General features: G+C 37.2%; 17 protein-coding genes. 10 read left to right on the plus strand and 7 right to left on the minus strand.

What is annotated here, in order from left to right; translation table 11 throughout:
* Nucleotides 1-316 precede the first annotated feature (316 nt).
* Nucleotides 317-1,069, minus strand: coding sequence for a hypothetical protein (locus JHL15_RS15695; RefSeq protein ID WP_200247228.1), 753 nt, complete (start codon nt 1,067-1,069; stop codon nt 317-319).
* 350 nt (nt 1,070-1,419) lie between these two features.
* Between JHL15_RS15695 and JHL15_RS15700 the strand changes: the two genes are divergently transcribed.
* Nucleotides 1,420-1,596 (plus strand): hypothetical protein, encoded by a 177-nt coding sequence (locus tag JHL15_RS15700; protein WP_200247229.1) that lies wholly within the window; start codon nt 1,420-1,422, stop codon nt 1,594-1,596.
* Between the two features lie 157 nt (nt 1,597-1,753).
* Here the strand turns inward: JHL15_RS15700 and JHL15_RS15705 are convergent, their stop codons facing one another.
* From JHL15_RS15705 to JHL15_RS15715, 3 genes are all read right to left on the minus strand, one after another.
* A complete protein-coding gene (locus JHL15_RS15705) occupies nt 1,754-2,110 on the minus strand; it encodes a hypothetical protein (protein ID WP_200247231.1) in 357 nt (118 codons plus the stop codon).
* Between the two features lie 222 nt (nt 2,111-2,332).
* A complete protein-coding gene (locus JHL15_RS15710; RefSeq protein ID WP_200247233.1) occupies nt 2,333-3,841 on the minus strand; it encodes an amidohydrolase family protein in 1,509 nt (502 codons plus the stop codon).
* Between the two features lie 299 nt (nt 3,842-4,140).
* Nucleotides 4,141-5,307, minus strand: a complete 1,167-nt coding sequence (locus tag JHL15_RS15715) for a cupin domain-containing protein (RefSeq protein ID WP_200247235.1) — start codon at nt 5,305-5,307, stop codon at nt 4,141-4,143.
* Between the two features lie 242 nt (nt 5,308-5,549).
* On the opposite strand from JHL15_RS15715, the gene JHL15_RS15720 reads away from it, so the two are divergent.
* From JHL15_RS15720 to JHL15_RS15730, 3 genes are all read left to right on the plus strand, one after another.
* A complete protein-coding gene (locus tag JHL15_RS15720) occupies nt 5,550-6,191 on the plus strand; it encodes a FadR/GntR family transcriptional regulator (RefSeq protein WP_200247236.1) in 642 nt (213 codons plus the stop codon).
* A 30-nt stretch (nt 6,192-6,221) separates the two neighbouring features.
* A complete protein-coding gene (locus JHL15_RS15725) occupies nt 6,222-6,851 on the plus strand; it encodes a Crp/Fnr family transcriptional regulator (RefSeq protein WP_200247238.1) in 630 nt (209 codons plus the stop codon).
* Between the two features lie 68 nt (nt 6,852-6,919).
* Nucleotides 6,920-7,159 (plus strand): hexameric tyrosine-coordinated heme protein, encoded by a 240-nt coding sequence (locus tag JHL15_RS15730; RefSeq protein ID WP_200247240.1) that lies wholly within the window; start codon nt 6,920-6,922, stop codon nt 7,157-7,159.
* A 50-nt stretch (nt 7,160-7,209) separates the two neighbouring features.
* Here JHL15_RS15730 and JHL15_RS15735 read toward each other — a convergent pair whose 3' ends face one another.
* From JHL15_RS15735 to JHL15_RS15745, 3 genes are all read right to left on the minus strand, one after another.
* Nucleotides 7,210-7,815, minus strand: a complete 606-nt coding sequence (locus JHL15_RS15735) for a hypothetical protein (RefSeq protein ID WP_200247241.1) — start codon at nt 7,813-7,815, stop codon at nt 7,210-7,212.
* A gap of 1 nt (nt 7,816) precedes the next feature.
* On the minus strand, nt 7,817-8,317 hold the full coding sequence (locus JHL15_RS15740) for an RNA polymerase sigma factor (RefSeq protein WP_200247243.1): 501 nt from the start codon (nt 8,315-8,317) through the stop codon (nt 7,817-7,819).
* Between the two features lie 126 nt (nt 8,318-8,443).
* Nucleotides 8,444-9,769 (minus strand): retropepsin-like aspartic protease, encoded by a 1,326-nt coding sequence (locus JHL15_RS15745; protein WP_200247245.1) that lies wholly within the window; start codon nt 9,767-9,769, stop codon nt 8,444-8,446.
* An 861-nt stretch (nt 9,770-10,630) separates the two neighbouring features.
* Here JHL15_RS15745 and JHL15_RS15750 point away from each other — a divergent pair.
* The 6 genes from JHL15_RS15750 to JHL15_RS15775 are packed head-to-tail and all read left to right on the plus strand — an operon-like array spanning nt 10,631 to nt 26,666.
* Nucleotides 10,631-17,659, plus strand: coding sequence for a type I polyketide synthase (locus tag JHL15_RS15750; protein ID WP_200247246.1), 7,029 nt, complete (start codon nt 10,631-10,633; stop codon nt 17,657-17,659).
* 19 nt (nt 17,660-17,678) lie between these two features.
* Nucleotides 17,679-21,911 carry a type I polyketide synthase gene (locus JHL15_RS15755; RefSeq protein ID WP_200247248.1) on the plus strand — a complete coding sequence of 1,411 codons (4,233 nt, stop codon included), beginning with the start codon at nt 17,679-17,681 and terminating at the stop codon, nt 21,909-21,911.
* Nucleotides 21,912-21,925: 14 nt separating this feature from the next.
* Nucleotides 21,926-22,198, plus strand: a complete 273-nt coding sequence (locus JHL15_RS15760; protein ID WP_228409819.1) for an acyl carrier protein — start codon at nt 21,926-21,928, stop codon at nt 22,196-22,198.
* Nucleotides 22,189-22,989: an alpha/beta fold hydrolase gene (locus JHL15_RS15765; RefSeq protein WP_200247250.1), complete on the plus strand. Its 801-nt coding sequence runs from the start codon at nt 22,189-22,191 to the stop codon at nt 22,987-22,989. The genes JHL15_RS15760 and JHL15_RS15765 overlap by 10 nt, the downstream gene beginning before the upstream one ends.
* The gene (locus tag JHL15_RS15770) at nt 22,982-25,387 is read left to right on the plus strand and encodes a glycosyltransferase (protein WP_200247252.1); all 2,406 of its coding nucleotides are present in this window, start codon (nt 22,982-22,984) and stop codon (nt 25,385-25,387) included. Before JHL15_RS15765 ends, JHL15_RS15770 begins: the two co-directional genes overlap by 8 nt.
* 4 nt (nt 25,388-25,391) lie before the next feature.
* Nucleotides 25,392-26,666 carry a condensation domain-containing protein gene (locus tag JHL15_RS15775; protein WP_200247253.1) on the plus strand — a complete coding sequence of 425 codons (1,275 nt, stop codon included), beginning with the start codon at nt 25,392-25,394 and terminating at the stop codon, nt 26,664-26,666.
* Nucleotides 26,667-26,669 lie beyond the last annotated feature (3 nt).

The following is a 26,669-nucleotide window of genomic DNA, read 5'->3' on the forward strand; positions in this document are numbered from 1 at the left end:
TTCAATATTGTATTTTTATTTATAAAACCTATTAATGCTTTTTAAATTTATTTTTGACTTTTATATATATAATAGAAAAAACAGCAAAAACTAATAGAATAATTGAAAATAGATCAAAATCTAACGTTTCTTTGTCTAGATCTTTAAATATTACAAAAAACATAGATATTACAAATAAAAAAGGGAAAAGAGCGGAAATAAAGTACCATGAAATTTCTTTTAAAAATTCACTTTTTTTCTCATTCCAAATAAAAAGACATATAGAAAAACTTAGAACTGCAATTATTATAGTACTTATCATATTATTTTATTTATTTTAAGCTTCATTTGCTATTAGAGAACAAGCCGCTGCACCAACGACAGCAAAAGGTCCGGTAGAAGCCCAAAGCAATCCACCTACTGCATCAGCAATAATAACTGCTCGTGATTTTGGGTCTCCTCTTCTTACAGCACGACTCTTGAAGGTCTTTGATGTTTTCCAGTATTCATTTGAAGAAATATATATTGATCTAACTGTTTCTATTTGCTCTTTATCATATGTACCTAACTTATTGTTAGTAAGATATAAATCTATTTCTTTTAATGAGGTTTCATAATCTCCATCTTTCAATAAATTTTTTACTAAAAAACGATAGTTCGCTTCTGAGATTTCTTTAATTGATTTTAAATAATCTACTGTATCATGCATTTCAGAATAATCTTCATCTTTCTCATTAACATTTCCTGTCTTTTTCTTATATGATACAAAATTGTTATATCTGCCAATTAATTTTTTAGAATCTACTTCTAAAAAATAGAACTCATCGTATTTTTTCATATATGAAGTAATACTTGATATAGCGTTACGATATTCAATTTTAGAACTATTAGTCTGATTATTTTCATAGTATAAGTCTAAAGCTGTGTTATGTAAAAAGCCTAAATCAGAGTTTCGTCTTTTTTCATTGCCAGAACGATTGTTCGTACTATTTTCTTGTTGAATGACATAATCATCATTTGATGCATTACATGAATTTGTAACAAAGAATGTTAATACCAAAAGAATTGGTAATAGGAATAATCTTTTCATAAAATTGTGTTTTTTGAAATTAATAATTATCTCTTAGTCGAATTATATCAATTATACTATTATTTTTTCATTCAATTGTACAGATTTTATTACTTTCTAAAACTTTTCTATTTTGTAGTATAAGTCATTTATTAATCATTTTTATAATTTATAAATTTCTTTTTTCTGATTATTTTTTATAAAATTAAAGACAACATATTTCAATAAATTTGAGTTTTTCAGTTATTATTTAAAACTTTTCTCTCTCATTTACATAAACCACGAACATTATATTTTGATATTGCTTATTTGTGTATATTGGATATGTATTTTTTTATCAAAAAATATCAAAAAACTAAATACCTTATTTTATGAAAAACTTAAAAAAACTATCCCACAAGCTCACCAAAAAAGAATTGAAAGATATTTTTGGAGGAAATGATCCGGATCTATCATATCCGATGTGCACACCAGCACAATGCGATACTTTTTATACCAAATGTGACCGTGTTAACAGCTGTCCACCAGTATACCCTGATCCTGACTAAAATAGAACTCTCACGAGAAATATATTGCTCACAAATATCAGATCGTATTTGTGAATATTTTTATGAGATAAACCGAAATGTAATACCACCTTTAAGGCAAAGTCCATAAGGTGATTTTTGTAGATACTTACACAATTAAATTTTCTTATGATTATCTTTAATACTCTTCCCATTCCCCATTTTGAGGATCGTATTTTTGGTACTCACCCGTATCAGTGAATTCAGAGGCTGTCATTCCGACTTCAAAAATGTTTTCCTCGTTAAAGCTTGTTGAAAAGTAGAGGGCTCCATCAGTCAGTAACGCTTGTCCGTATTCAGGATGTTCGAAATGGAATCCATATTTGCTTTTCTCCTGTAAAACGTATTTATACTTTGTGAGACGTGCTTTTAATTCTTCTATCTGAACTGCCGTAAACAATTCAAGATTTTCATCATTATCGAAAAAACTTTCGTCATTAAGTTCGCGTTCCCGAATCTTCGTCTCGGTTCTGAATAAGTGTATATCGTAGCTCATACTTTCTTTATCACTTTAAAATTACAGTTAGTCTTTGAGATTTTCTCTTTTTTGATATTAAATTTATAAAAATAAGTATCTAACAGGATTACAGAAATCTCCCGACTTTAAAAATACACTTCAAATCATCCCTAACAAAATTATAGTTGAACTGACAAATCCACAAAAATAAAAGCACCATTTAAAAAATGATGCTTTCTATAGATTCAATCTAATATACTATTATTTTAGCTTTCCATTCATTTTCTGAACAAAACCATCCCATTCCTTATTCAAATACACCAATGATTGTTTCTTTTCATTTTCATTCAGGGAAGAATAATGAATTGAATTAAAAACCAGCTTCTTCAGTGCTTTTACATCCAGTTCCCAGTACACAAAAGCTACCCAAAAATCATAACCAAGGCCATTGTATCCGTAAACACTTGGATCATCACTGTTAATGGAACACTGCACTCCGTTACTTAATAAAATTCTTGCAGGGTGATTCCGCAGATCACTGACATATCCTAAAACCTGGTTACTGATCGGACTTACCTCAACGAGTTTATTTTGTTTTCTGATCAGTTCCATTGTTTTTGGAAAATAAATCAGATTCAGCCCATGTCCAATTCTTGGGTTATCCAGTGAGGAAATATCGATGATATTTTTATTAAAAACAGATACGCTTTCCCCGGCGTGAAGAAAAAGAGGCATCTTTACTCCATACTTTTTACTCAGCTCATCAAGTTTTGCCCAATCTTCCCTGAAGGAATAAATACTATTTCCTGCAGCCTCATCCGCCACAAGATCAAAACCTGAAATCACATTTGGGAATTCTTTTTTAAGTTTAAAAGCTATTTCAAGTTGTTTTTCAATACTCTTTGGATCCAAAAACTTAAAACTTGAATAAATTAACTTCAGACTGAATTCCGGATGCTGTTTTTGGATTTCTTTCACCACATCCTGTAAATCAGTAACAGAAGTCTCCAGTGGGTATTTTCCATGCTTAAAGTCATAAAGCTCATCAAAAACATATCTTATTTCTACATGCTGTACTTTGTTTTCCACTAAGTCCTCAAATCCTTTCTTATAATATTCTTTGAAAAAAGGACGATAAGGCAACAGCAGGCTAATCCTTGTAAAACGTTTCTCAAATTCAATCCAGTAATCTGAATAGGTACACAGGGACTCACGCTTCAACAGGAGAAGTTCTGTCAACTGTTTTTCAAAACCGGGCTGTGAACTAAGCTTTTTATTGAGGCTGACAAAACCTCTTGGAACTTTCCCCTCTTCAAAAAAACCCAACTGTCCAAAAATAAAGTCTTTCGTATCAGCCTGATCATAGACATAACATTCTTTATATTTTCTGGCTGTTGCAATCACCCATTTTGCGTCCGTGATCCCACCACTATGGGTGTGCAATAGCCCTCCTTTCGGCATCAATTGAAGGATTTCGAATAACGTACTACCCTCTATCAATGGTTTTAATTGATCGAAAGAACTGTTATATAAAGATATTTTCTGTTTCTCTGTGTTTGCAAGGAAATCTTTTCTTATCTGAAATAATTTTTTATCCAGCGTTATTTCAGATTCAGACAACTGAATATCAGCATCAAAAGCTAAAGCTTTATTCTCTTTCTCTAATTGCATCCAGTTTTGTTGATAGGTAGAGTTTTCAGCTACTTTGCTTTGGCACCCAAATAAAGGAAATCCAAAAAGCAATAGATAAGTAATATATTTTTTCATCATAATATGGAGGGTTACACGGCACAATTGCACATGTCTAAGAATTAATTATTATCAAAAATATAATTATTTTTTTGACTAAAACAATTTCAAACTAAGAGAATAGCACATAAAATAAGGTAATACTATCGGTACGAACTGAGCCTCAATGACTTTATTTTTATATTTCTATTTCTTATTTTATTCTTTTAGAAACTTAGAAACTAATTAAATCTGAGTGGAATCTAAAAAGGGCTGTCATTAAATAAGGCTTCTGAAATATGATCTCAGAAGCCTTATATTTTTTTACATACTTTGCAAAACTAAAAAATTCCTTTTTTGTGATTTGCTATTTTAGCCGTCTGGGCTGGTGTAATTCCAAAATGATCTTCAACAAGCTGAGCCGGATTGGAGGCCAACCAGTCATTCAGTGATATATCCTGATATTCGTCAGAGTTGAAAACAATAATCAATTTAAGGGTTTCAGTACCGGTGTTTTCTATATAGTGGCCAAAACCTTGCTTGATAAACGAAACCATACCTTTTTTATAAGGCATTGTTTTTACCCGTCCATGTGAACCAAAAATACTCAAATTTCCCTGTCCGCTCATAACGTATTGCCATTCGTCGGCATTAGGATGCCAGTGCAATTCACGGATTGCTCCTGGTTCAATATCCATCCGTAAAGCAGTTAAAGTCTTTTGAATAGGGAATTCCTGAGCAGATACTTTTATGGTAGAACCGCCAGGATATTTTTCATAAACACCATCAGTCTCCATGCGGAATTTATGGGCAGCATAACTTGGAGGTATATTGGGATCTATGTTTTGTGGTTTTTTAGCTGTAGCTATTTTACCAGTACCAATATAAAGTTCCTTATGAGGGGAAGATGCAAATGCATTTGCTGGTAACCCCGAATTGCGTGCCAGTATCTCAGGAGAGAGATGATTGATCCAGTCTGTGGAACTGAAGGTTCCAAATTCAGAAAAGTGACCATTGTCAAAGACCAATAAGAACAGGCATGATTGATCTCCAATACACTGTAAGCAATGCCCGTGGCCTTTAGGGAAATACCAGATATCACCTTTTTCAAAATCATCTGTTGCTGTAGTTCCATCCGGAGCAACAACAGTTGTACGTACACTTCCTTCTAATACATATGCCCATTCTGCTGCTATAGAATGCCAGTGCAATTCACGGAAGCTGCCCGGGTTCAACCGCATAATTACCCCTGCAATACTTTGCGATACAGGAAATTCCTCTACAGTGGCTTCTTTGGCAGTACCACCGGGACCTACCCAGCCCTTGCTTCCATTTTCAATGTCGTATACAAAATCTTCCAATTCTTCTATCTCGGGATCGTATGTCCCTTTTTTGATCGGTGTTTCAGCCTTTTTAGGAACTAATGCATTTAGGCCTGTTGATGCAGTTATCAAACCAAAGGTTGATAAAGATGCTGCGGAAAGAAATCCACGTCTTGTTGTTGCCATATCTTTTTATATTAATATTTAAGACAAATGTAAAATTTAAATATGATATTTCAAAGCAAAACATCATATGTTTTTATTAAACATCATATGTTTATGATTAACACTAATAAACATTGATAATCAACATATTACATCTAAATAATATTTTCAACGAATTAACAAACAATAGAATTACGATGTATTTTAATGATGTTTATTATAAATGTCGTATGTTTGCGCAAAGCAGTTATTTCAATCAAATCATGAAACTTTACGAAAAGGTAATTAGTCTGATAAAGAAAGATATTTCTCAAGGGAAATATAAAGCGGGGGAAAAGATACCTTCCGAGCCTGAACTGATGAAATTATATGGTGTAGGCCGTTCAAGTATCAGAGAAGCGATTAAAACAATGGCTATTTCAGGGATTCTTAAGGTGCAGCAGGGATCAGGAACTTTTATCAACAATAGTTTCCAGGAGGTCAGCATTGAGCAGCGTTTAAGACGTGCGGATTTCGATGACGTCAATGCAGTAAGGAGATTACTGGAGAAGGAAATTGTGAAATTGGCCGCACAAAATCGCACAGAGGAACATCTTCAGGAGATCGAACAATGTTTAGAGAATCGTAAGCTGGCCATTCAGAATGAAGATCCTCAGCTCTGTGCTGACGCCGATATTGCTTTTCATACAGCGATTGCCAAAGCTTCTTTAAATACTGTATTATCTGATTTATATTACAGCTTCACCTTGATCATGCGTAATTTTTTTCTTGCGAGAGAAAAACAGGGAATCAGCCGTTTTGCAATGAATCATCATTTACATGAACAATTGTTTAAAGCGATTAAGAATCAAAAGCCCAGCCAGTCTCAATCGGTTCTTCAAAGAATTTTGGATAATAATTATTAATCTTATCTTTATTCTGTAACTTCTTCAGAAATGGAAACAGATATCCATATATTGCAAAATTGTTTACCTGATTTTGGTAAAGAACTTTTAATAGAGATTGAAAAATTCAGTACTGTAAAGACTTTTGCTGTTGATGATTTCATTGTTAAACAAGGTCAATTGGCCCGCTACTTACCCATTGTTTTAGAAGGCCATGTAAAAGCATACAGCAATGAAGATGGCTTACAGTTTTTATTATATTACATTACCCCAAAAGAATCATGCATTTTTAGTTTCGTACACTTATTCAGTCAGCAGCCCATCGATTTTTCTGCGGTTCCCGAAGAAGAAACGAAAATCTTACTGATACCGATTGAAAAAGCAAAAGAATGGACACTCAAGTACCCTTCATTTAACAATATGATCATTAACGGGTTTCAGAAGCATTATAATGACCTACTGGAAACCACAAAACAGATCATTTGCTATAAACTCGAAGACCGGCTTTGGAATTACCTGAAGACAAAAAATGAAAATACAGGCTCAGGAGAATTGAGTATCACCCATAAAAACATTGCCGATGACCTGGGAACATCACGTGAAGTTATTTCAAGAGTGATGAGAAAACTGGAGCTGGACAACAAAATCTTCCAGGAGGGAAGAAAAATAAAAATAAGATAATGTAACATTTGTTACTGTTTTTAGTATTTATGTCTGCTAGCTTTGTATACACATAAAAACAATATCTAATGTCAGAACCTATTCAATTGATCCCAAACAATTCATTACTGACTGCTTCACCTGAAGAAGGTCGTCAACTGGCAGTAAAAATGGCAAGACTTATCATTAAAGCAACACAGCCTGATGTAGCAGTAAGAGAGAAACTACGACCCGTATATGCCGAAAGCCCTGAAATGCTGATCGCTATTGGCCAGGTAGTCGCCACCGAGTTTGCAACGATTGCTGCCGCGAATAATTATTGGAGATAATTCCATTCTTCAAGAAAATAACAATCCCTCTGGAATACAGAGGGATTGTTTTATTGCATTTCAGCTAATAACGCTTTCAGTTTTTTTAAGTATTTACCGAAATACAGGTTAAAAGTATACTCACTGATCAGATAGTGAAGTCCAAATATACCCGCATAGATACATAACCGGAGAGGAAAGTTAATTTTTGCCAGCACGCCAAGCCCTTGAATCCAATCTATCCTGTGATACCTCAGTAATATCTCAGAGGCAATAATCAGCAACAGAAAAAGGATCCGCGTTGCCATAAGATAATGAGCATTGCTTTTAATAAGCTTCGTGATCTTGATTTCAATATCATTTTTCACCGGACCATTAATCATTTCCAGTTCATTGATGAGTTTTAAATTGAAATAATGATAAATGATCAATATGGGCAGAATAGCCGCAGCCAACCATATAAAAAAGCTTTTATTCGTTTCTTTTGCAGTAACTCCTACAATAATTAAAAAAACAAGAAGGGCGGGCAGGACCATCAATTGCTTTTTTGTTCTTTTTTTCAGTGCCTCCAATGGAGATGCCATTTCCTTTCTTGTAGCGGAAATAACATCAAATTCTTTCTGGTCTATATCTACCGAAATAGTCTTCCAGCTGTTTTTTAATACATCTAGTTCCATCTTATTTGTTGTTTGTTAAGGTTCTTAATTTGTCTTTAATTCTGTTCATTTTTACTCTCAACGTTGCATTGCTGATCCCTAAAATATCTTCCATTTCTTCATAGGATTTATCTTCGAGATAAAGCATTACAACTGATTTTTCTACATCATTCAATTGTTGTATTGCAGCATACAACTGCTGATGCTGCTCTTCTTTGAGTCCAATATCCTCTTCATAAGGCACCTGTATGTTATGCAGTTCTACTTCACTCATCTGAAGAGACCTTTTAGGTTTAGAAAGACTTACAAGAACTGTATTGATAGCAATCCTGTACAGCCATGTACTAAACTTTGACTCTCCTCTGAATTTCGGATAGGACTTCCATAACTGAATAATAATATCCTGATACAATTCCTGAATATTATTGGGGTCGTTAGTGTACATTCTGCAAACTTTATAAATTAAAAGCTTGTACTCTTTCAACTTTAACTCAAACTCTATTTCTAAATCTGTCTTTTTCAAATCTTTAGATTTTAGCTATTTGTTATGTGTTGTAAAAAAATGTTACGAAATATTTTGATCCATTAAAAAAATAATCCCTCCGAAATAGATATGGAAGGATTATTTTTAAATTATTTACTCATGGTATTAATCAAATTTAATAAACATATGATCAAAGTTCATTGTCATTTTATTAAACTGACGAATCACATCCTGCCCTATATTTCCATATACCGTTTCCTTATTAATTCTATCTTTTAATACACTCACATCCTTAAGAACAACTTTCTTTCCCAATATATTAAAAGTATGACTGAGATTAAACCCGTCCCGTTCCACCTTTCCTCCTGCACCTCCCATACTGATCTTAGTTATCTTGTATTGCTTATCTATATCTTTTTTATTCTTCTGATAAAAAGGAGCATATAACATTGTCCTATCAGCACCGGTATCAAAAGTAAAATGCATCCCATCTATAAAAATAAGAGGTGACAACCCATCAATAGCCATATTTGATTGTGTATTTATTTTCGTTTCCTGGTTGGGGACCATAAAATAATCATCCTGCGTTATTTGTATCTCTTTCATTGCTTCAATAACAGGAAAACCCAGAATACCGTTGATCTGGTAATTGATCTGTGGAAAGCTGAGTGCATTATCCGCAAATACCAGAAAAACAGCATTCTCCACAATAACATTTCCAAGTGTCAGTTTTTCACAGATTGCCAGATCAGCTTTTACGGACACACCCGTAATCGCGTCTACATCAATACCCGCGGGAATAATTTTCATCTTCAGATTTTTGGCAGCTGTTGCAGAAATTGTAGAAATGTTTGCCCCTGTATCAAAAATAAAATTCATCGTTTGCTCCCCTACGCTTACTTTCAGATTTTTTAGGGTTGCAACATCCCTTTCCATCTTGAGTCGGGTATTATCAGTTATAGTGACCCGCTGCTTAGGTTGAGCCTCCAACGCAGTCCAAATCTTGAGATTATTCATCAGATCCTCTTTTTCATCTTGAGTAAGCAAATGATTATATTTCTCTAAAACAAATTCTACTGCTTTCTTTGCCTGTGCATAATCATATTGTTTCATATAATTATCTTCCTTAATATTCCAGATCTTAAGCATCAGCGAATCAGGAAGGACTCTTTTTAATGATTCCAGTTTCAGTATTTTTTCATTGGATTCTTTAGGTTTATTAAACGCATTGTAAAGCACAGCTTCTGTAAAATACTGGTATTCCATTGGTAACTTTTTCTCAGCCTTGCCAAAGATTTCACGGGCTTTGAAAAAATTCTTTTCTTTGATCTGGCTATACAGATCATTAAATATCGAATGATTCGTCTGACCAAAAATAGGAACTGACACCAACAACAAAAATGCTAATATTAATTTGTATGCACTCCCTACTCTCCAAAAAAACCTATTATGCTGTAGCCTGATTATGGTTATAATTTTGTAATCTTCCATAGTTTATTATTAGTTATCTGATTTTCTTAATAAGTCAATCTGCTAATTTATTAAATCCGGAAACAGTACGTACATCTATTACATAAAAGATCAGCATATTTCTAAAGAGTTATAAATCATTTTTTCTATTATTTAAATTGAAAATTTTTGTTGAAAGATTATTGTTGAATTAAATGTGCTTAACATGACCAGCTTGGGACAAAATGGATGGACTTAATTTTCATCAATATACCCTTGTAAGTATGTTATGTTTTTGTAACACTAAAAACAAATCCCTATTTGTTGAAATATATAATTTTTATTTGTATATTTGCACAATATTCTTCATAATTATAATCATTTATAATTGTGAATTATCAGATTGTACCAGATTTTTCCGAAGAATAAAATGTGAATAACAGATAATTAGTATTATTTAGATACTAAATTAAGTGGAGTGATGTGTCCATCTTTATACTAAAAACAACTAATTATTTCATCTTCAGCAAGTCCATTTTCCCCTGATATGCTCCTATTTTTATATTATGATTTTGTAATATTAAAGAACATATCTCCTACCGATGAAATATTATACTTTTTATTCTTATATTTGTTAAACAATACTTAATTATAATCATTTATAGTTAACCAGACCACCCATGCCCTATTGTTTACAAAAACAAGAAAAATAAATCATATATTTTAATGATAATTAGCCAATTAACATATTATTGTGAATTAATTATTAAAAAATTGCATTTATTGTTAAATATATAGTATAAATTAACTACTTTTATTCCGCCATAAAAACAATCGCTATTAATATTAATATTAGCGTTTTATTATTGAATTTATTTTTACTACTTCAATACCATAAATGCCATGAAAAACATAACTATTTTTGGACTAACGCCTTTTGAAAAGCCTGATGTCGCCCTTATGTCCAAATTGCATCAAGCTGGTGCATTTCCTATTTTGAGTTTAGGAGATAGCTTGACAATCGCTCAGGAAGCGTTGAATCAACTCGAACAGACCAACATTCCCTCTTGCGGTATTTGTCTGTCTGACGACACATTTATATCACTCCGGATCCCTGAAAAAGTAAATTTTGTTATTCTGCCGTTTGGAGTTTCAATCAATCTTTTTTCAAATCTGCCTGTAATCTATCAGATAAGCACTTTAGAAGAAGCCAGACAAGCTGAACAATTGGGAGCTAAAGGCATCATTATCAAAGGAAATGAAGCTGGTGGATCAGTAGGCTACGAATCAACATTTGTATTATTCCAACGTGTAATCAAGGAAATAAATACAATACCTGTTTGGGTACAGGGAGGAATTGGACTTCATACAGCAGCAGCAGTAAAAGCGCTGGGAGCTACCGGCATTGTATTAGACAGCCAATTAGCACTCTTTCCTGAAAGCGCTGTTCCAAAAGAAATTAAAGAGCTATGCTCAAAACTTAATGGAACGGAGACCAAAATTATAGCTAACCACCGTGTACTGGTAAGGCCCAATTCACCTTCCTTACCGGAAAATGTCGGCGCTGAAGAACTCAGACAGTATTTTAATGATCTGGACCTCAGCAAAAGCTACATCCCGATGGGACAAGACATTTCGCTAGCGGTGGATCTATATGAAGATTTCAAAACGCTTAAAAAGATGGTCTTTGGATTCAAGGAAGCCATGTACGGACACCTGAAACAAGCCAAAGCTCTTCAGGTGATCGATCAGGATAATATTCTGGCTAAAGATCTTGGATTACGCTACCCTATCGCACAAGGACCAATGACCCGCGTAAGCGATGTTCCGGCCTTTGCCAATGCCGTAGCTGAAGCAGGAGCTTTACCATTCGTAGCTTTATCTCTACTTAAAGGTGAGCAAGCCAAAGCCCTGGTAATGGACAGTAAAAAACTTGCTGGCGAAAAAACATGGGGTGTTGGTATTTTAGGATTTGCTCCTCAGGAACTCAGAGAAGAACAAACATCATATATATTAGAAGCAAAACCTCCGGTAGTTCTGATAGCAGGAGGAAGACCAGCACAAGCCAAAGTATTTGAAAAGGCAGGTATAAAAACCTTCTTACACGTTCCATCTCCTGCTCTACTCGACATCTTCTTAAAAGAAGGAGCCAGAAACTTCATCTTTGAAGGTCGTGAATGCGGTGGTCACGTAGGACCGCTTTCCAGCATGGTACTATGGGAGAAACAAATTGAACGTATTTTAAAAGAAGATCATCCTGAAAATATCAGCGTATTTTTTGCTGGTGGAATTCATAATGCATTTTCAACAGCTTTCGTTTCCATCATGGCAGCGCCACTTGCAGCCAGAGGAGTAAAAGTTGGTGTATTAATGGGAACTGCTTATCTCTACACTCACGAAGCAGTAATTAACGGAGCCATTCAGGAGGAATTCCAATTGCAAGCCCTACAGGCAAAAGATACTGTTTTATTAGAAACAGCACCAGGACACGAGACCCGTTGTTTAAATACAGTATTTGCCAAGCACTTTAATAGTGAGAAAGCAAAGCTTCTGGCAGCCGGAAAAGATAAAAAAGAAGTTTGGGAAGAACTTGAAAAATTAAATGTGGGCCGTTTAAGGATTGCCGCTAAGGGGGTAGAACGTCAAGGTGACAAACTTGTCAGCATCCCTAAAAATGAGCAACTTGATCTGGGTATGTACATGATCGGGCAGATTGCCACAATGCATGACCGCGTGATCTCTATTGAGGATCTTCACCACGATGTAGCAGTAGATAATTACGAATATATTCAACAGGCAGCATTACCGGAAGAACCGGTATCAGCCGAAAAACCAATAGACGTTGCCATCATTGGTATGGAATGTATCTTCCCTGGAGCTAAGAACCTGGAAGAATACTGGCGTAACATTATTCTTGGAAAAGATAGTGTAACCGAAGTTCCTGATGAACGTTGGAATAAAGACCTTTACTACCATCCGGATTCAGATGGACCGGACGTATCCCACTCCAAATGGGGAGGATTTATTCCGAAAATAGATTTCGATCCCCTTACATTCGGGATCCCTCCGCAGTCCCTTGCCGCGATTGAACCAACCCAGTTGCTAACTTTATTGGTGGCCAAACGTGCAATGGAGGATGCGGGATACGCTGAAAAACGTGTCAATAGAGAAAACATCTCTGTAATTATAGGTGCTGAAGGAGGTAATGACCTGGCCAACAGCTATAGCTTCAGAGGATATTACAAACAAGTTTTCGGAGAACTTCACGAAGAAGTAAAAGAGGCATTTCCGCACACGACGGAAGATTCTTTCCCTGGTATTTTAGCTAATGTTATTGCCGGACGAATTACAAACCGTCTGGATCTTGGTGGAAGAAACTTTACTGTAGATGCTGCTTGTGCTTCTTCTCTGGCCGCTATCGACCTGGCTTGTCAGGAACTTGTCTTAGGTAAATCAGATATGGTACTTGCCGGTGGAGCAGATTTACATAATGGGATTAATGATTACCTGATGTTTTCCAGTACTCATGCACTTTCCCGAAAAGGCAGATGTGCTACATTCGATAATGAAGCTGATGGTATTGCCCTTGGCGAAGGTATCGCAATCCTTGTTTTAAAACGATATGAGGATGCTGTAAACGATGGTGACCGTATTTATTCTGTTATCAAAGGCGTGGGTGGATCCAGTGATGGAAAAGCACTGGGACTTACTGCTCCTCGAAAAATAGGTCAGGTACGTGCATTAGAACGTGCCTATGCCCAAGCTGGTATTAGTCCTGCAGCTGTTGGTTTAGTAGAAGCCCACGGAACAGGAACAGTAGTTGGAGATAAAACAGAATTGAGCGCACTTACCAATTTATTTAGCCGTTCAGGTGCTTTGCCAGGTCAGACTCACTTAGGATCTGTAAAGACGCAGATCGGACATACCAAATGTGCGGCTGGATTAGCTGGACTTATCAAAGCATCATTAGCAGTATACCACGGTGTAAAACCTCCTACTCTTCATCTTCAAAAACCTAACGCTTATTATAACTCGCAAACAAGCCCATTCGCATTTTATGCTGAAAGTGGACTTTGGGGTGATAAAAACCGTTATGCGGGAATCAGTGCTTTTGGTTTTGGTGGAACGAATTTCCATACAGTTATTGCCAACCATCCTACAGAAAAAGAGGCGGTTACTTTACAATCCTGGCCATCGGAACTATTTGTGTTCCGTGGAGACACTTATGAAGAAGCTGAAAAGCAAGTGGGTCAAATCAAATCTTTACTAGAAGTAAATGACGGAATTCCTTTAAAAGATATCGCATACAGTTTAACTACGGGATCAGAAAAGCCTATTCAGCTTAGCATTGTTGCTGACACAGCAGAAGATCTGATGATGAAAATCGAATTATTGCTGTCCGGTATTGAAACCAAAGATACTTTCACCGTTAATAAACGCGAAGGTAAAGTAGCCTTTACATTCCCGGGACAAGGGAGCCAAAGAATCAATATGGCTCGTGACTTATTTGTCGTTTTTCCAGCCATGCGTAAGTTAATTGATGATTATCCTGAACTTGAAAAAGTAGTGTTCCCATCAACGACTTTTGATAATGATTCTCTAAAAAAACAAAAGGAAACCATTAAAGATACCCGATTAGCACAACCTATTTTAGGTATCGTTGATCTTGCTTTAGCTAAACTTTTACAGTCACTGGGTATCGTTCCTGATATGCTGGCAGGTCATAGTTATGGTGAATTACCAGCCTTATGTTTCTCAGGTGTATTTGGGGAAGAAAAATTAGTTGACCTGAGTATCCAACGTGCTCACGCTATTTTGGATTCAGTAGAAGGAGGCGATCCTGGAACTATGCTAGCTGCAAGTGCAACCAAAGAACGCTTACAACCTATTCTTGAAAAAGTAGAAGGATGCTATCCTGTTAATTTTAATACACCTAATCAATGCGTTATTGCAGGGGGTACTGAATCGATTAACAAACTCATGGAAGTCCTTAGACAGGAAGGAATTTCTGCAAAAAAACTGGAGGTTGCCTGCGCATTCCACAGTCCGTTACTTGCGAAATCTAAAAACTTATATAACGCAGTATTAGAAGACGTTCCTTTTGGGGAAATGCAAATTCCGGTTTGGTCGAATACTACTGCAACTCCATATCCGACAATTCCATCGGAAATAAAAGAAAGACTTACCAATCATCTGGTACAGCCAGTAAGATTTGTAGAAGAGATCCAGGCTATGTATAACGATGGGGCAAGAATATTCATCGAGGTAGGACCAGGAAAAGTACTTACAGGATTGACTGACGCTTGTTTAAACAATGATCATTTATCGTTGTTTGTAGAAGACAGCAACCGTAACAAAATTACCCATCTCCTTTGTATGCTTGCTCAATATCTGGGTACAGGCCGCAACTTTGATATCGATAAACTATTCGACGGTCGTAACACCAGATTTATCCATATTGATCAGCCTGATCTCTATAAGAAAAATCCTGCCATTTGGCGTGTTAACGGACAAGCTGCCCATCCAACGACAGGTTCGCTTCCGGCCAATGGTGCATTACCAATTTTAACTCCTCTTCACATGAACAATTTTACCAATCACCAGGCAACATCCACTGAAGCCCAATCTACGGCTGAACGCATGTTGCAGGAATATTTAAATAGTATGAAACTAATGATACAGGCGCAACGGGATGTGATGCTTTCCTTTATGGGACAGAATCCTCAACTCAACCCTGCACCTGTCTATACTTCACCGGTAGCAGCACCTGCAAACGAACGTTTAGCAACGATTCCTGCTCAAACGATTCACCAGGAAAAACCTGCTGCTATTACCCAAACCGTACAAGCCCCTGCAAAAGATATTAAATCTGTATTGCTACAAGTAGTTAGCGAGAAAACAGGATATCCTCATGAAATGCTTGGAATGGAAATGGACCTTGAAGCTGATCTTAGTATTGACTCTATCAAAAGAGTTGAAATCATAGGAACACTTCGAAATGAATTAGGAACCCTTTCCACTAATCAAGCTAATGAAGACACGATCATGGAGCAATTGGCTGCGATAAAAACTTTAAATGGTTTAGTATCATGGCTTACGGAAAATTCAGGAGCTGCTGTTTCATCTGAAAAAAGCGTATCAGCTGAAACTCCAAGTTCACAACCAGGCAATTCATCTGCATTTTCTCTTCAAGAACTTCAAACAGCCATTCTGGATATTGTAAGTGAAAAAACAGGCTATCCAAAAGAAATGCTAGGATTAGATTTAGATTTGGAAGCAGATCTAAGTATCGATTCTATCAAGCGTATGGAAATTATCGGAGATCTTAAAACCAAAATCGGTTTTGGAGGAGATCTGGAGCAAGCCGATGACCTTATGGAAAAATTAGCGGCTATCAAAACCCTGAACGGATTAGCAACCTGGATCCATGAAATGAATGGTGAAGTGAGTGAGAACAATACTACAACTACTAATGAAATCAATAGTACTGAGCCAACTCAAGGTATGTTATCACGTCTCCGTTTTGATTTAATGCCAAGCGACGTTTCTGCAATACAGAATACTGAACTCATAAAAGGAAAACGTTTTGCCATTACTCCAGCTACCATTATAGAAACATTAGCAATCAAAAATATACTTGAAAAATGTGGAGCTATCGGAGAAGTGATCGAAATGGAAGACGATCTTAAAAATTTCGATGGTCTTATTATTCTTGATATCTTCTCATCTGAAGTAAAAAACAGCATTATTGAGTATGTTGACCTGATCAAAAAACTGGATTTTGATAAAGCTAAATGGGTGTATCTGATATCTGATATTCCGGCACATCTTCAGGAGTTAACTGACACTCGGGTATTACGTCATTATCAAGGCTATCCTGGTTTTTTCAAAAGTCTTGCCAGAGAATATGAAGATACTTCATGTAGATTGATCAACCTGAGTACTCCTCAAGATCTTGATCAAATTGCAGAAATTGCTTTAAAAGAAATTTTAAGCACTGATAAATCTGCTGAAGTTATTTATAAAAATGATCAACGACACAAAGTAGATATCATCCCGTCTCCATTATCAACAAGTCTCGGAGAAGCCAATATTCAATTGGATCAAAAATCAGTTGTCCTGGTTCTTGGAGGTGCACAGGGAATTACTTCGGAACTCGTTAAGCATATGTCTGAAGCTTATCCATGTACTTATATTCTTGTGGGAAGGTCTGCAGATCCGAGAAAGGAGGAAGCAAACCTGAGAGAATTTGAGGCGATGAAGACCAAGGATGAAATAAGAAGTTACCTTATTAAAACAGGAAAATTTACTTCTCCTGCTGAAATAGAAAAAGAAACCATAAAAGTTTTTAAGAACAACCAAATCCTACGTACAATCCGTGATATGGAAATTCTTGGAAATACAATAGTATATCAATCACTAGATCTATGCGACGAGGATGGATTAAGTGAACTGATCAATACTATTTATAAACAATACGATCGTCTGGATGGTGTAATCCATGGGGCAGGTCTATTGGAAGACAAATTATTTAAGCAGAAAACAACCAGTTCTTTTGGACGCGTATTCGATACTAAGGTAAAACCGCTTCGTGTATTAGCTGAACAGCTACGTCAGGATTGCCAGTTTGTTGTTCTTTTCTCAAGTATAGCATCCGTATATGGTAATAAAGGCCAGACCGATTATGCAGCAGCAAACAGTGTTCTGGATGATTATGCTAATGCGTTGGACAAAAAGTTAAAAGGAAAAGTAATTTCCATCAATTGGGGTCCATGGAAAGGAGCAGGAATGGTTTCATCTACATTGGAAACAGAATATGAGCGTCGTGGTATTTCTTTAATTCCATTGGATCAGGGAAAAGAAATTTTCCTTAATGAGATCAAGTATGGCAAGGAAAGCCAGGTGCTGATCATGTCAGGAAGTAATTGGTAAACCTCTGTATTAATTAATTATGAAAAAAACAGATGTTGCTGTAATTGGATTATCTTGTGTCTTTCCCGGGGCACAAGATGCCAACACTTTCTGGCAGAATATCATCAATAAAGTTGACTCTACTCAGTTAGCTCCTGCTGACAGGATAGATCCGGTCCACTTTAGTGATGCTACAAGCCCTGTTGATCGTTTTTATTGCAAACGCGGTGGATTTATCCCTGACTATGAATTTGACCCTACTGCTTTTGGTATTTTACCTCTGGCTGTTGAAGGGACAGAACCTGATCATTTGCTTACTCTTGATCTGGTACAAAAAGCCCTGGAAGATGCAGGTGTATTTCAAAAGAATACTTCTCTTGAAAAAACCGGGATCATTATTGGTAAAGGAAACTATACCGGACCGGGAGCTACCCGTGCTATCGAAATTGTGAGAACCGGTGAGCAAATTTCTTCACTACTTCAAGAGCTCTTACCAGAAGTATCTTCAGCAGATATTGAAAAGGTAAAGCATGCTTTTCAGGAACGTAAAGGACGTTTCGCAGCCGATACTGCAATGGGACTAATTCCTAACCTCGTAGCTTCTTTGGTGGCTAACCGATTCAATTTGGGAGGCGCCGCCTTTACTGTAGATGCTGCTTGCGCCAGTGCTCTGCTTGCAGTAGATCATGCTGTACAGGAACTTCATCGTGAGCGTTGTGATATGGTAATAGCAGGAGGTGTACATACGGGACAAAATGCTGCTTTCTGGAGTATTTTTGCCCAGTTAGGAGCCATGTCTCATCAGGAGCAGATCAAGCCATTCAGTATGGATGCAGACGGACTCTTAATCGGAGAAGGCTGTGGTTTTGTTGTTCTAAAGCGATTAGAAGATGCTGTAAGAGATCAGGATAAAATCTATGCTGTCATTAAAGGAGTGGGTGTAAGTAGTGATGGTAATGGCACCAGCGTTATGAGCCCGTCCGTTAAAGGTCAGCTAAAAGCCTTGAAACAAGCCTGGATCAATGCAGATCTGGATGAAAAACAGATTGGTTATCTTGAGGCTCATGGCACAGGAACACCACTTGGAGATAAAACAGAACTTCAGACACTCGCTCAGTTTTTTGGTAAAGAAGAAACTGATCCTGTAGCTGGTATCGGATCTGTAAAATCGAATATAGGACATGCAATGCCGGCAGCAGGTATCGCAGGTTTAATAAAAACCTGTCTGGCATTACATCATGATACACTACCTCCAACATTATACTGCGAAAATCCTGTCGCTGACATGCAACACACTCGTTTTGCTCCTGTACAGGAAGCTAAAAGCTGGTCAAAAACAGGTTTACCGAAGGTAGCAGCAGTGAATGCTTTCGGATTCGGAGGTATTAATGCACATGTGGTTCTTGAAGGATATGATATGCCTAAAAAAGACAATGTCTTACTACTGGCAAGACCAACACATGAAGAATTACTTTCTGCATTACACAATCATGAAACCACAATAGGTGAAGGAAATTATAGGATTGCTTTATTTGATCCTACACCAGAAAGAATAGAAAAAGCCATTAAAATTGCTTCCAAGGACAGACCTTGGCGCAACAAACAAGATATTTGGTATACCTCAACTCCATTATTACAGGATGGTGGGAAAGTAGCTTTTGTATTTCCGGGACTGGATGGCCTTGCAAAAGGTGAAGTAGAAAGTGTAAGCCGTTATTTCGGATTAACGGAACCCATCGAAATGGAAGGCGAAGGTCTATTAACCGATGCACTTGCTACATTCAACAGATGCAGCATACTCGATGGTTCTTTAAAAAAGCTGGGAATCATACCTGATATGAATGCAGGACATAGCTTAGGAGAATGGCTCGCGGGTTACTCTTCTGAATTAGCGGAAGTCAATTCTGTAAAAGCTTTGATCGATGTGCTTAATCCTGAAACATTTGAATTAAAGGATTCAAAATTCATAGCTATAGGTGCGGGCATAGATATCATCACCCCTATCATTGCTGAAATTCCAAACGTATATATTTCTAATGATAACTGTCCTAATCAGGTCATTCTTTGTGGTAGTAATACTGCTCTGGATGAATTGGTTCCAATATTAAAATCAAAACAGATCTTTCATCAGATTTTACCATTCCAGTCAGGCTTTCACTCTCCTTTTATCGCAGATAAAATTGATGTGATTTTAGCAGGAATGGAAAAAGCTAAATTTCAACAGACAAAGATCCCATTATGGTCTGCAACAACGCTTGCGCCATATCCGAATGATCAGGGGGCTATCGAAAAACTAAGTGCGGAACATCTGGTTCAACCTGTTCGTTTCCGTGAACTTACAGATACATTGTATGAAGAGGGAGCAAGATTCTTTATTCAGGTTGGAACCGGAGGGCTAATTGGCTTCATCGATGATACTTTGAAAGGAAAAGCTTTCAGTACCATTGCTTCCAGTGTACCTACCCGATCTGCATTAGCTCAGTTACAACGTGTAGTCGCGGCACTATTTGCTGAAGGTAAAATAGTTGCACTTGACTTTTTGAATATTCATACCCCTTCGAAGAAATCTTCCGGGAAGGGCATAAAATTGCAATTAGGATCACCAATTATCCGTGATTTTAAAGAAATAAAGACCTTAGCGCAATCTTTTGAAGCACCAAGACAACACAACATTTCCGCTATTGCAACTAAAACAGGTCATCCTCTTGTTCAGGCATTTCAGGAAAATGTTGCAGATATCATGCGCATGCAGGAAGAAGTATTAACGCTTTTCCAAAATCGCCCACAAATCACGACGCTGAAATCTGCGGTACCTAAAGTACCTGCAAGTACAAACTTTTCAAAATCTCTGCATGTCAACCTGAATACCCACCCTTACCTTATTGATCATAGCTTGCTAAGACAACCTAAAGGATGGGAACATGTAGCTGACATGGAGCCCGTTATTCCCATGACAATGATTTTCGAGCAGTTAGCAGAAATCGCTGAAGCAGAAATACCGGGAACACAGGTGCATAAAATTATGAACGTAAGTGTATTCCAATGGATGAATGTGGCCAAACCTTTTGAGAAAACAGTAAAAGGAGAATGGCGATCGTATCATCATGCTTATTTGGATATTGAAAACTTTGTGAATGCAGAAGTTGTATTAAAATCAGCTCCTGTTCCTACACCAGTCTTCAATCTTTCAATCGGTGATCTTTTACCTATTGAGAGAACCCCTGAAGAAATCTACGATATGCATATGTTCCATGGCGAGAAATACCAGGGAATCACTGAAGTTTCAGCAGTTGGAACCAAAGGTATTGTCGGAAAAATCAAAGGAAATGGTGGTAAAGGCTCTTTACTGGATAATGCAGGACAATTATTCGGCCTTTGGTTACAGCTTACATTAACAAAAGACCGTATTGCCTTCCCTGTAAAAATAAGAGATATTGAATTCTTTGAAGACATGCACGATCAGGAAAGTATTTTTGAATGTACATGTATGCTTACGGAACTTAACGACGAATTTGCTATAGCAAACATCATACTTAAAAGAGATGGAAAAGTATGGTGTGCTATTACAGGTTGGCAAAACAGAAGATTGGAAATCGATGCAGCATTATGGAGTGTTTCTATGTCGCCTTTGCATAACCGTCTTTCTGAAGAAATTGCTCCTGAGGTATTTTTCTTTCATCAGGCCTATACCAGAGTAGCTTCATGGGATTTTATTCTGAAACGTTATTTTAATCAGACTGAAAAACAATATCAGCAGCAGCTATTGCCCAACAAGAAAAAGAGCTGGATGGTGAGCCGTGTAGCGGTGAAAGATGCTGTACGAAATCTTCTTCGTCAGAAAAAAGATCACGCCTGCTTCCCTATTACATTTGAAATAGGTTCAAATGATGTCGGCAAACCTTATCTGATCGGAGATATTACAAAAGATATTCATGTATCGTTAGCCCACAAAGGAAAAGAAGCTGTAGCGATTGCCCGTCATGGAAACCCTGTTGGAATTGACATGGAAACTATTGAAGAGCGCAGTTCAGGATTTTATGACCTGGTATTTACTAATGCAGAATTAGCTTTATTAAAAGACCGGGATCAGGCAGAATGGACCACACGGTTTTGGGTAGCTAAAGAAGCTTATGCAAAGTTTCTGGGCACCGGGCTGAAAGGAAATCCAAAAAACTTCGAAGTAGAACATATACAAGGGGATCATTTATGGATCAACCAAACTGAAATAAAAACCATAAAACATCAAAATTATATTATCGGATGGACACTATAAACAACACACTAAAAATGAATCACGAGGAACTATTCACTCTTTTAAAAGGCTTTATTACTGAAGTCATAGGCGAAGAATTTGTAGAAGAGATGGACATTACCCCCGATAGCTCATTCACTAAGGACCTGGAAATGGACAGTATAGAAATTGTTTCTTTTTCCGAGAAAATCAAAGCACATTTTGGCGATCAGATTGATTTTACTGGTTGGTTGTCTTCTATGGACCTGGACCAACTGATCAACCTTGACCTCCGTATGATCATCAATTATATCTACGAATGCCAATAATTACAGTTGATAACAGGAAAGTTCATATTCAGGAACTCAATAAAGGTGCTGAACAAACAGTGGTGCTTATCCACGGTATGTTTAGCAACCTGTCCATTTATTATTTTAATATAGCACCCATTCTTGCGCAGCATTACCATGTGGTGATGTATGATTTAAAAAGTCATGGTATGAGTGAGCGTATTTTGAATGGATATGACCTGGAAAACATGTCTTCTGATCTGCTGGGCCTGATGGATTTTTTAGAACTTAAAAAAGTCCATTTGGTAGGCTATAGTTTTGGTGGCCTTATAGCTTTGAAAACAGCACTTAGGGCTCCAGACCGTGTAGATCAGCTGGTGGTTATGGAAGCTCCTGACCCCAGAGATGACAAAACCCGGGATATTATTGATCAATACAGCAAGGAGTTCCTCGAACATTATGTCGCCAATTTTACAGATACAACAAAGGTACAAATGGGTAAAAGACAAATGGAGAAGAACCACCGTATGTATGAATTCCTGTTTGAGCAAACAAGCATCAAAGCAGATATGATAAAGGAAACGGATTTTCTTACTGAAACCAACCTGGCAGGATTGGAAGTTTCAACATTATTACTGTACGGGGCTCAATCCAATTGCAAACTTACAGGAGAATGGCTTCAGACAGAGATCAATAATGCAGAATTAGAACTTATTCCCGGGGACCATAATATCCCTATTCAGGAACCTGCTCTGATTGCAGAAGCTATTGTTCATTTTTTATCGCAATCATTATTTAACTCTAACTCACTAACACAAAATCATGGCTAAATTTGTATTTGTTGTTCCACCGTTGACAGGCCATGTCAATCCAACCCTGAGCATCGGGGCCGAATTATTGGAAAGAGGACATGAAGTGGCGTGGATCAGTCTTGACGAAAATTTACATACAAAACTTCCTGTCGGAGGGGAGCTTTTACTTATTCAATACGATCAAACGGACGAAGAAAAAAAAGAAAGTGAAAAATATCTCGATATTATCTCTAAAAAGGTAGTGTATGGGATTGACAGCATAAAATTTCTTTATGATGATGTCCTGATCCCTTTAAACAGACACTGCTACAACGGCATTGTTAATCTACTTAATAGTTTTCAACCTGATCTTGTCATTGGAGATCATCAGTTATTTGCAGCCGCTATTGCAGCAAAAACACTAGGTTTTCCATATAGCACGACCGTTACTGCACCGGCTGCCATCAAAATCATGGATGAACTACCAAAAGTGCATGAATGGGAAGTCAATAAAATTGTTGAATTACAAAAAGAATTGGGCATTACAGAAAACCATTCTTTAGCTTCTTCAGACCTGCTGACCATGGTTTTAACATCCAGGTATTTCTTTGGTGAAATGGAACTGCCTTCCAATTATCAGTTTACAGGCCCTGTTCTTATGGAACGTCGCGTTTCTTGTGAATTTGATTGGGACAGATTAAACAGCAGTACTCAGAAAAAAATTCTTGTAAGCATCGGAACCACTTTCGATCATGATCATAAAAAAGCTTTCTTCCAAAAAGTGATTGATGCTTTTAAGGATGAAGACTTAACGGTAGTCGTCGTTTCAGATCCACAGCTTTTTGATAGCTGGCCGGAAAATTTTATGGTATACCAACAGGTTCCTCAATTGGATTTGCTACCTCATCTGGATGGTGTCGTATGTCATGGAGGGCACAATACCGTATCCGAAACACTTTCAAATGGATTGCCATTGGTGGTTATTCCAATTGCTTATGACCAATCCCATGTTGCAGGACGTGTCGTACGTACAGGAGCTGGTGAACGTCTTAATTTCAACCGATTCAAATCAAATCATTTAAAAGAGGCTGTACAGCAGATCTTACATAATCCTGAATACCGTGAAGCTGCCCAAGTTATCCGTCAGTCCTTCATTGATGCCGGAGGTACAGCAACAGCAGCCAATTTACTTGAAAAAGCAATTGTTACTGCATCAGAACCGGAAAGACCCCGCTCTAAATTTTTGTTTGTTATTCCTCCTTTCTTCGGACATATCAGCCCAACACTAAGTGTAGGGGTAAGCTTAATTGCAAGAGGTCACGAGGTTAAGTGGTTTGGGATTACTCCACTTTCAGATGAACATATTCCTGAAGGGGGTTCTTATTTCTATCCGGAAGAAGATCTTATTCCATATCAGGATGAAATCAAACGTATCCTGAAGAGACAGGATGATGGGCCAGCCTGTTCCGGACCGGAAGTGATGAAACTTGCATTGGAGGAAACATACGTTCCTTTCGCTAAAATGATGATGCCAGGACTAAGCCGACTTACAGAAAACTGGAAACCTGATGTTATTGTCAATGACTGTATCACTTTCGGAGGGGCGTTATTTGCTCATAAAAACAATATTCCTTGTGTAACGACTACTCCGGTTCCACCAGATGTTATGGGAGACACCGAAAAAAGTTCACCTAAAATATTTGAATGGCAACAAAACCTGATCAAAGATCTTCAAAAAGAAGTGGGAATCGATGATGATGGTATTTTCATTCATTCCCATAAATTGAATCTTGTGTTTACATCACAGGCATTTGCAGGTTTTGAAACCGTACCATCTCACATGAAATTTGTAGGTCCTGTAAAAGGACGTCCAAATGATGCCCCTTTTGATTGGGATCGATTACATGCTTCAACTACACCAAAGATATTTGTATCCTTAGGAACATTATTGGTGGATATCCGAAAAGCATTCTTTGAAAAAATCATTGCTGCATTTGCAGACCAGCCGGTTACTATTGTTGCCGCTACTCCACCTGATATTTTTGAGGAATGGCCATCTAATTTTATTGTGAATAGCTTTGTTCCACAATCAGCATTGATGCCTCATATGGATATGGTGATTTGTCATGGGGGTTTCAATACGGTAAATGATACATTCCGTAATGGATTACCGATGTTGATCACTCCTATCGCTTATGATCATTTCCATATTGCAAAATTAATTGAACAGGCAGGTTGTGGAAAAAGTATACGATATAAACGATTACGTATAGAATCGCTTCGTGAAACAGTATTTGAATTGCTGGAAAATCCAACCTACCGAAATGCAGCTAAAGAGGTTCAAACAACCTTCCTTACTGCGGGTGGCAATGATAAAGCTGTGGAATTGTTAGAAAATTTTGTACAACAAGAACAGTCAGCACTAGTTTCTATATAGACTTATGAAAAGAAGATTGTTATTTGGTGAGCGTATGCTATTAGGGGATGGAACAGAACCCTTCAATGCAGTGATCCCTTTCAGATTAAAGGGAGACTTCAAAGAAGGAGATATCCAGCATGCCCTGAATCAGATCCAGAGCAAACATCCCTGGCTGAGAGCCCTCATTACCTATGATGAAAAAAATCTGCCCTGGTTTGAAGTACCTCAGCTGACCATCCCTATTCCTATACGACTCGTTAATCGAAAAGGAGAAAATGATTGGCAGGAAGAGTCCAGAAAGGAATGGCAAACCATCTTCGATTATGAAAATCTTCCTCTTATCCGATTCGTATGGATCAAAGGAGAAGGAGTATCAGATATGCTTTTTGCGTTCCACCATTGTTTATGTGATGGTGGTTCTGCAATGGCTTTTTTATATGAGTTTTTGAAGGTATTGGATCATCCTGCAGCTGATATCGGAATTGAGAAACCAATCATGGGGATTGAAGATATCGTTCCATCTTCAATCTTAACGAACCGCAGAAAACAATTGAAAGCAAAATTTATTGGCAGGGTGGCAGCAACCGCTATCAAATATATCCCTGTAAATAAAAAAATTATTGAACGACAAAACGACTATCTGATCCATTGGAAGTTTGATCAAAAGATGAGCAAACAATTGATCTCTTACTGCAAATCCATGGAAGTTACAGTGAATACCTTTTTGAGCGCAACCGTGCTTCAGGCGTTTAAAAAAGTAAGAGGAACATCTGCATTGAATAAAGTTTCCTGTCCGGTAGATATCAGACGCTTTGCTACTCAAATAAAGGAAGACCACATTTTCGCTTTTGGCCTGATGATCGTGATTTCAGCTAACGAAAAATTGAGTTTTTTAGAAAACTTACCCTTGATGCAGGAAACTGTAGATCGTGAAACATCCAAGCTAAATCCATACACTACGATGATGGTAATGGAGTCCGGACATGATGCGTTGAAAAATTTCACCAAATTATTAAAGCGCGCCAAATCAGCTAATGATTGTATGTTTTCGAACCTTGGACGTATTCAGATCCCACATGAGTATAAGGAGTTTACGCTGGACACCATTTTCAGTCCTTCAGTAATTGGTCCTTTGGGTAATACGACTACTATGGTTACCTCAACATTCAGAGGAGAAATGGATTTTTCTTTCGTAGGAAGCGAAGGTTACCTACCCTATTCAGAGGCCCTTGCTGTTCGAGATGAAATGATCGAATCCATCAAATTACAAGTGGAATATGTAGCCATATCATCATAAGCA

It is taken from the genome of Chryseobacterium paridis, from assembly GCF_016595215.1.
In the GTDB taxonomy this organism is placed as follows: Bacteria; Bacteroidota; Bacteroidia; order Flavobacteriales; family Weeksellaceae; genus Chryseobacterium; species Chryseobacterium paridis.

What these genes read in the sequence shown, in the direction of transcription:
- JHL15_RS15725 (WP_200247238.1), top strand. Translation starts at nt 6,222, where the DNA reads ATGGAAACAGATATCCATATATTGCAAAATTGTTTACCTGATTTTGGT.
- JHL15_RS15760 (WP_228409819.1), top strand. Translation starts at nt 21,926, where the DNA reads ATGAATCACGAGGAACTATTCACTCTTTTAAAAGGCTTTATTACTGAA.
- JHL15_RS15765 (WP_200247250.1), top strand. Translation starts at nt 22,189, where the DNA reads ATGCCAATAATTACAGTTGATAACAGGAAAGTTCATATTCAGGAACTC.
- JHL15_RS15775 (WP_200247253.1), top strand. Translation starts at nt 25,392, where the DNA reads ATGAAAAGAAGATTGTTATTTGGTGAGCGTATGCTATTAGGGGATGGA.
- JHL15_RS15720 (WP_200247236.1), top strand. Translation starts at nt 5,550, where the DNA reads ATGAAACTTTACGAAAAGGTAATTAGTCTGATAAAGAAAGATATTTCT.
- JHL15_RS15750 (WP_200247246.1), top strand. Translation starts at nt 10,631, where the DNA reads ATGAAAAACATAACTATTTTTGGACTAACGCCTTTTGAAAAGCCTGAT.
- JHL15_RS15770 (WP_200247252.1), top strand. Translation starts at nt 22,982, where the DNA reads ATGGCTAAATTTGTATTTGTTGTTCCACCGTTGACAGGCCATGTCAAT.
- JHL15_RS15730 (WP_200247240.1), top strand. Translation starts at nt 6,920, where the DNA reads ATGTCAGAACCTATTCAATTGATCCCAAACAATTCATTACTGACTGCT.
- JHL15_RS15705 (WP_200247231.1), bottom strand. Translation starts at nt 2,110, where the DNA reads ATGAGCTACGATATACACTTATTCAGAACCGAGACGAAGATTCGGGAA.
- JHL15_RS15695 (WP_200247228.1), bottom strand. Translation starts at nt 1,069, where the DNA reads ATGAAAAGATTATTCCTATTACCAATTCTTTTGGTATTAACATTCTTT.
- JHL15_RS15700 (WP_200247229.1), top strand. Translation starts at nt 1,420, where the DNA reads ATGAAAAACTTAAAAAAACTATCCCACAAGCTCACCAAAAAAGAATTG.
- JHL15_RS15710 (WP_200247233.1), bottom strand. Translation starts at nt 3,841, where the DNA reads ATGATGAAAAAATATATTACTTATCTATTGCTTTTTGGATTTCCTTTA.
- JHL15_RS15745 (WP_200247245.1), bottom strand. Translation starts at nt 9,769, where the DNA reads ATGGAAGATTACAAAATTATAACCATAATCAGGCTACAGCATAATAGG.
- JHL15_RS15755 (WP_200247248.1), top strand. Translation starts at nt 17,679, where the DNA reads ATGAAAAAAACAGATGTTGCTGTAATTGGATTATCTTGTGTCTTTCCC.
- JHL15_RS15735 (WP_200247241.1), bottom strand. Translation starts at nt 7,815, where the DNA reads ATGGAACTAGATGTATTAAAAAACAGCTGGAAGACTATTTCGGTAGAT.
- JHL15_RS15715 (WP_200247235.1), bottom strand. Translation starts at nt 5,307, where the DNA reads ATGGCAACAACAAGACGTGGATTTCTTTCCGCAGCATCTTTATCAACC.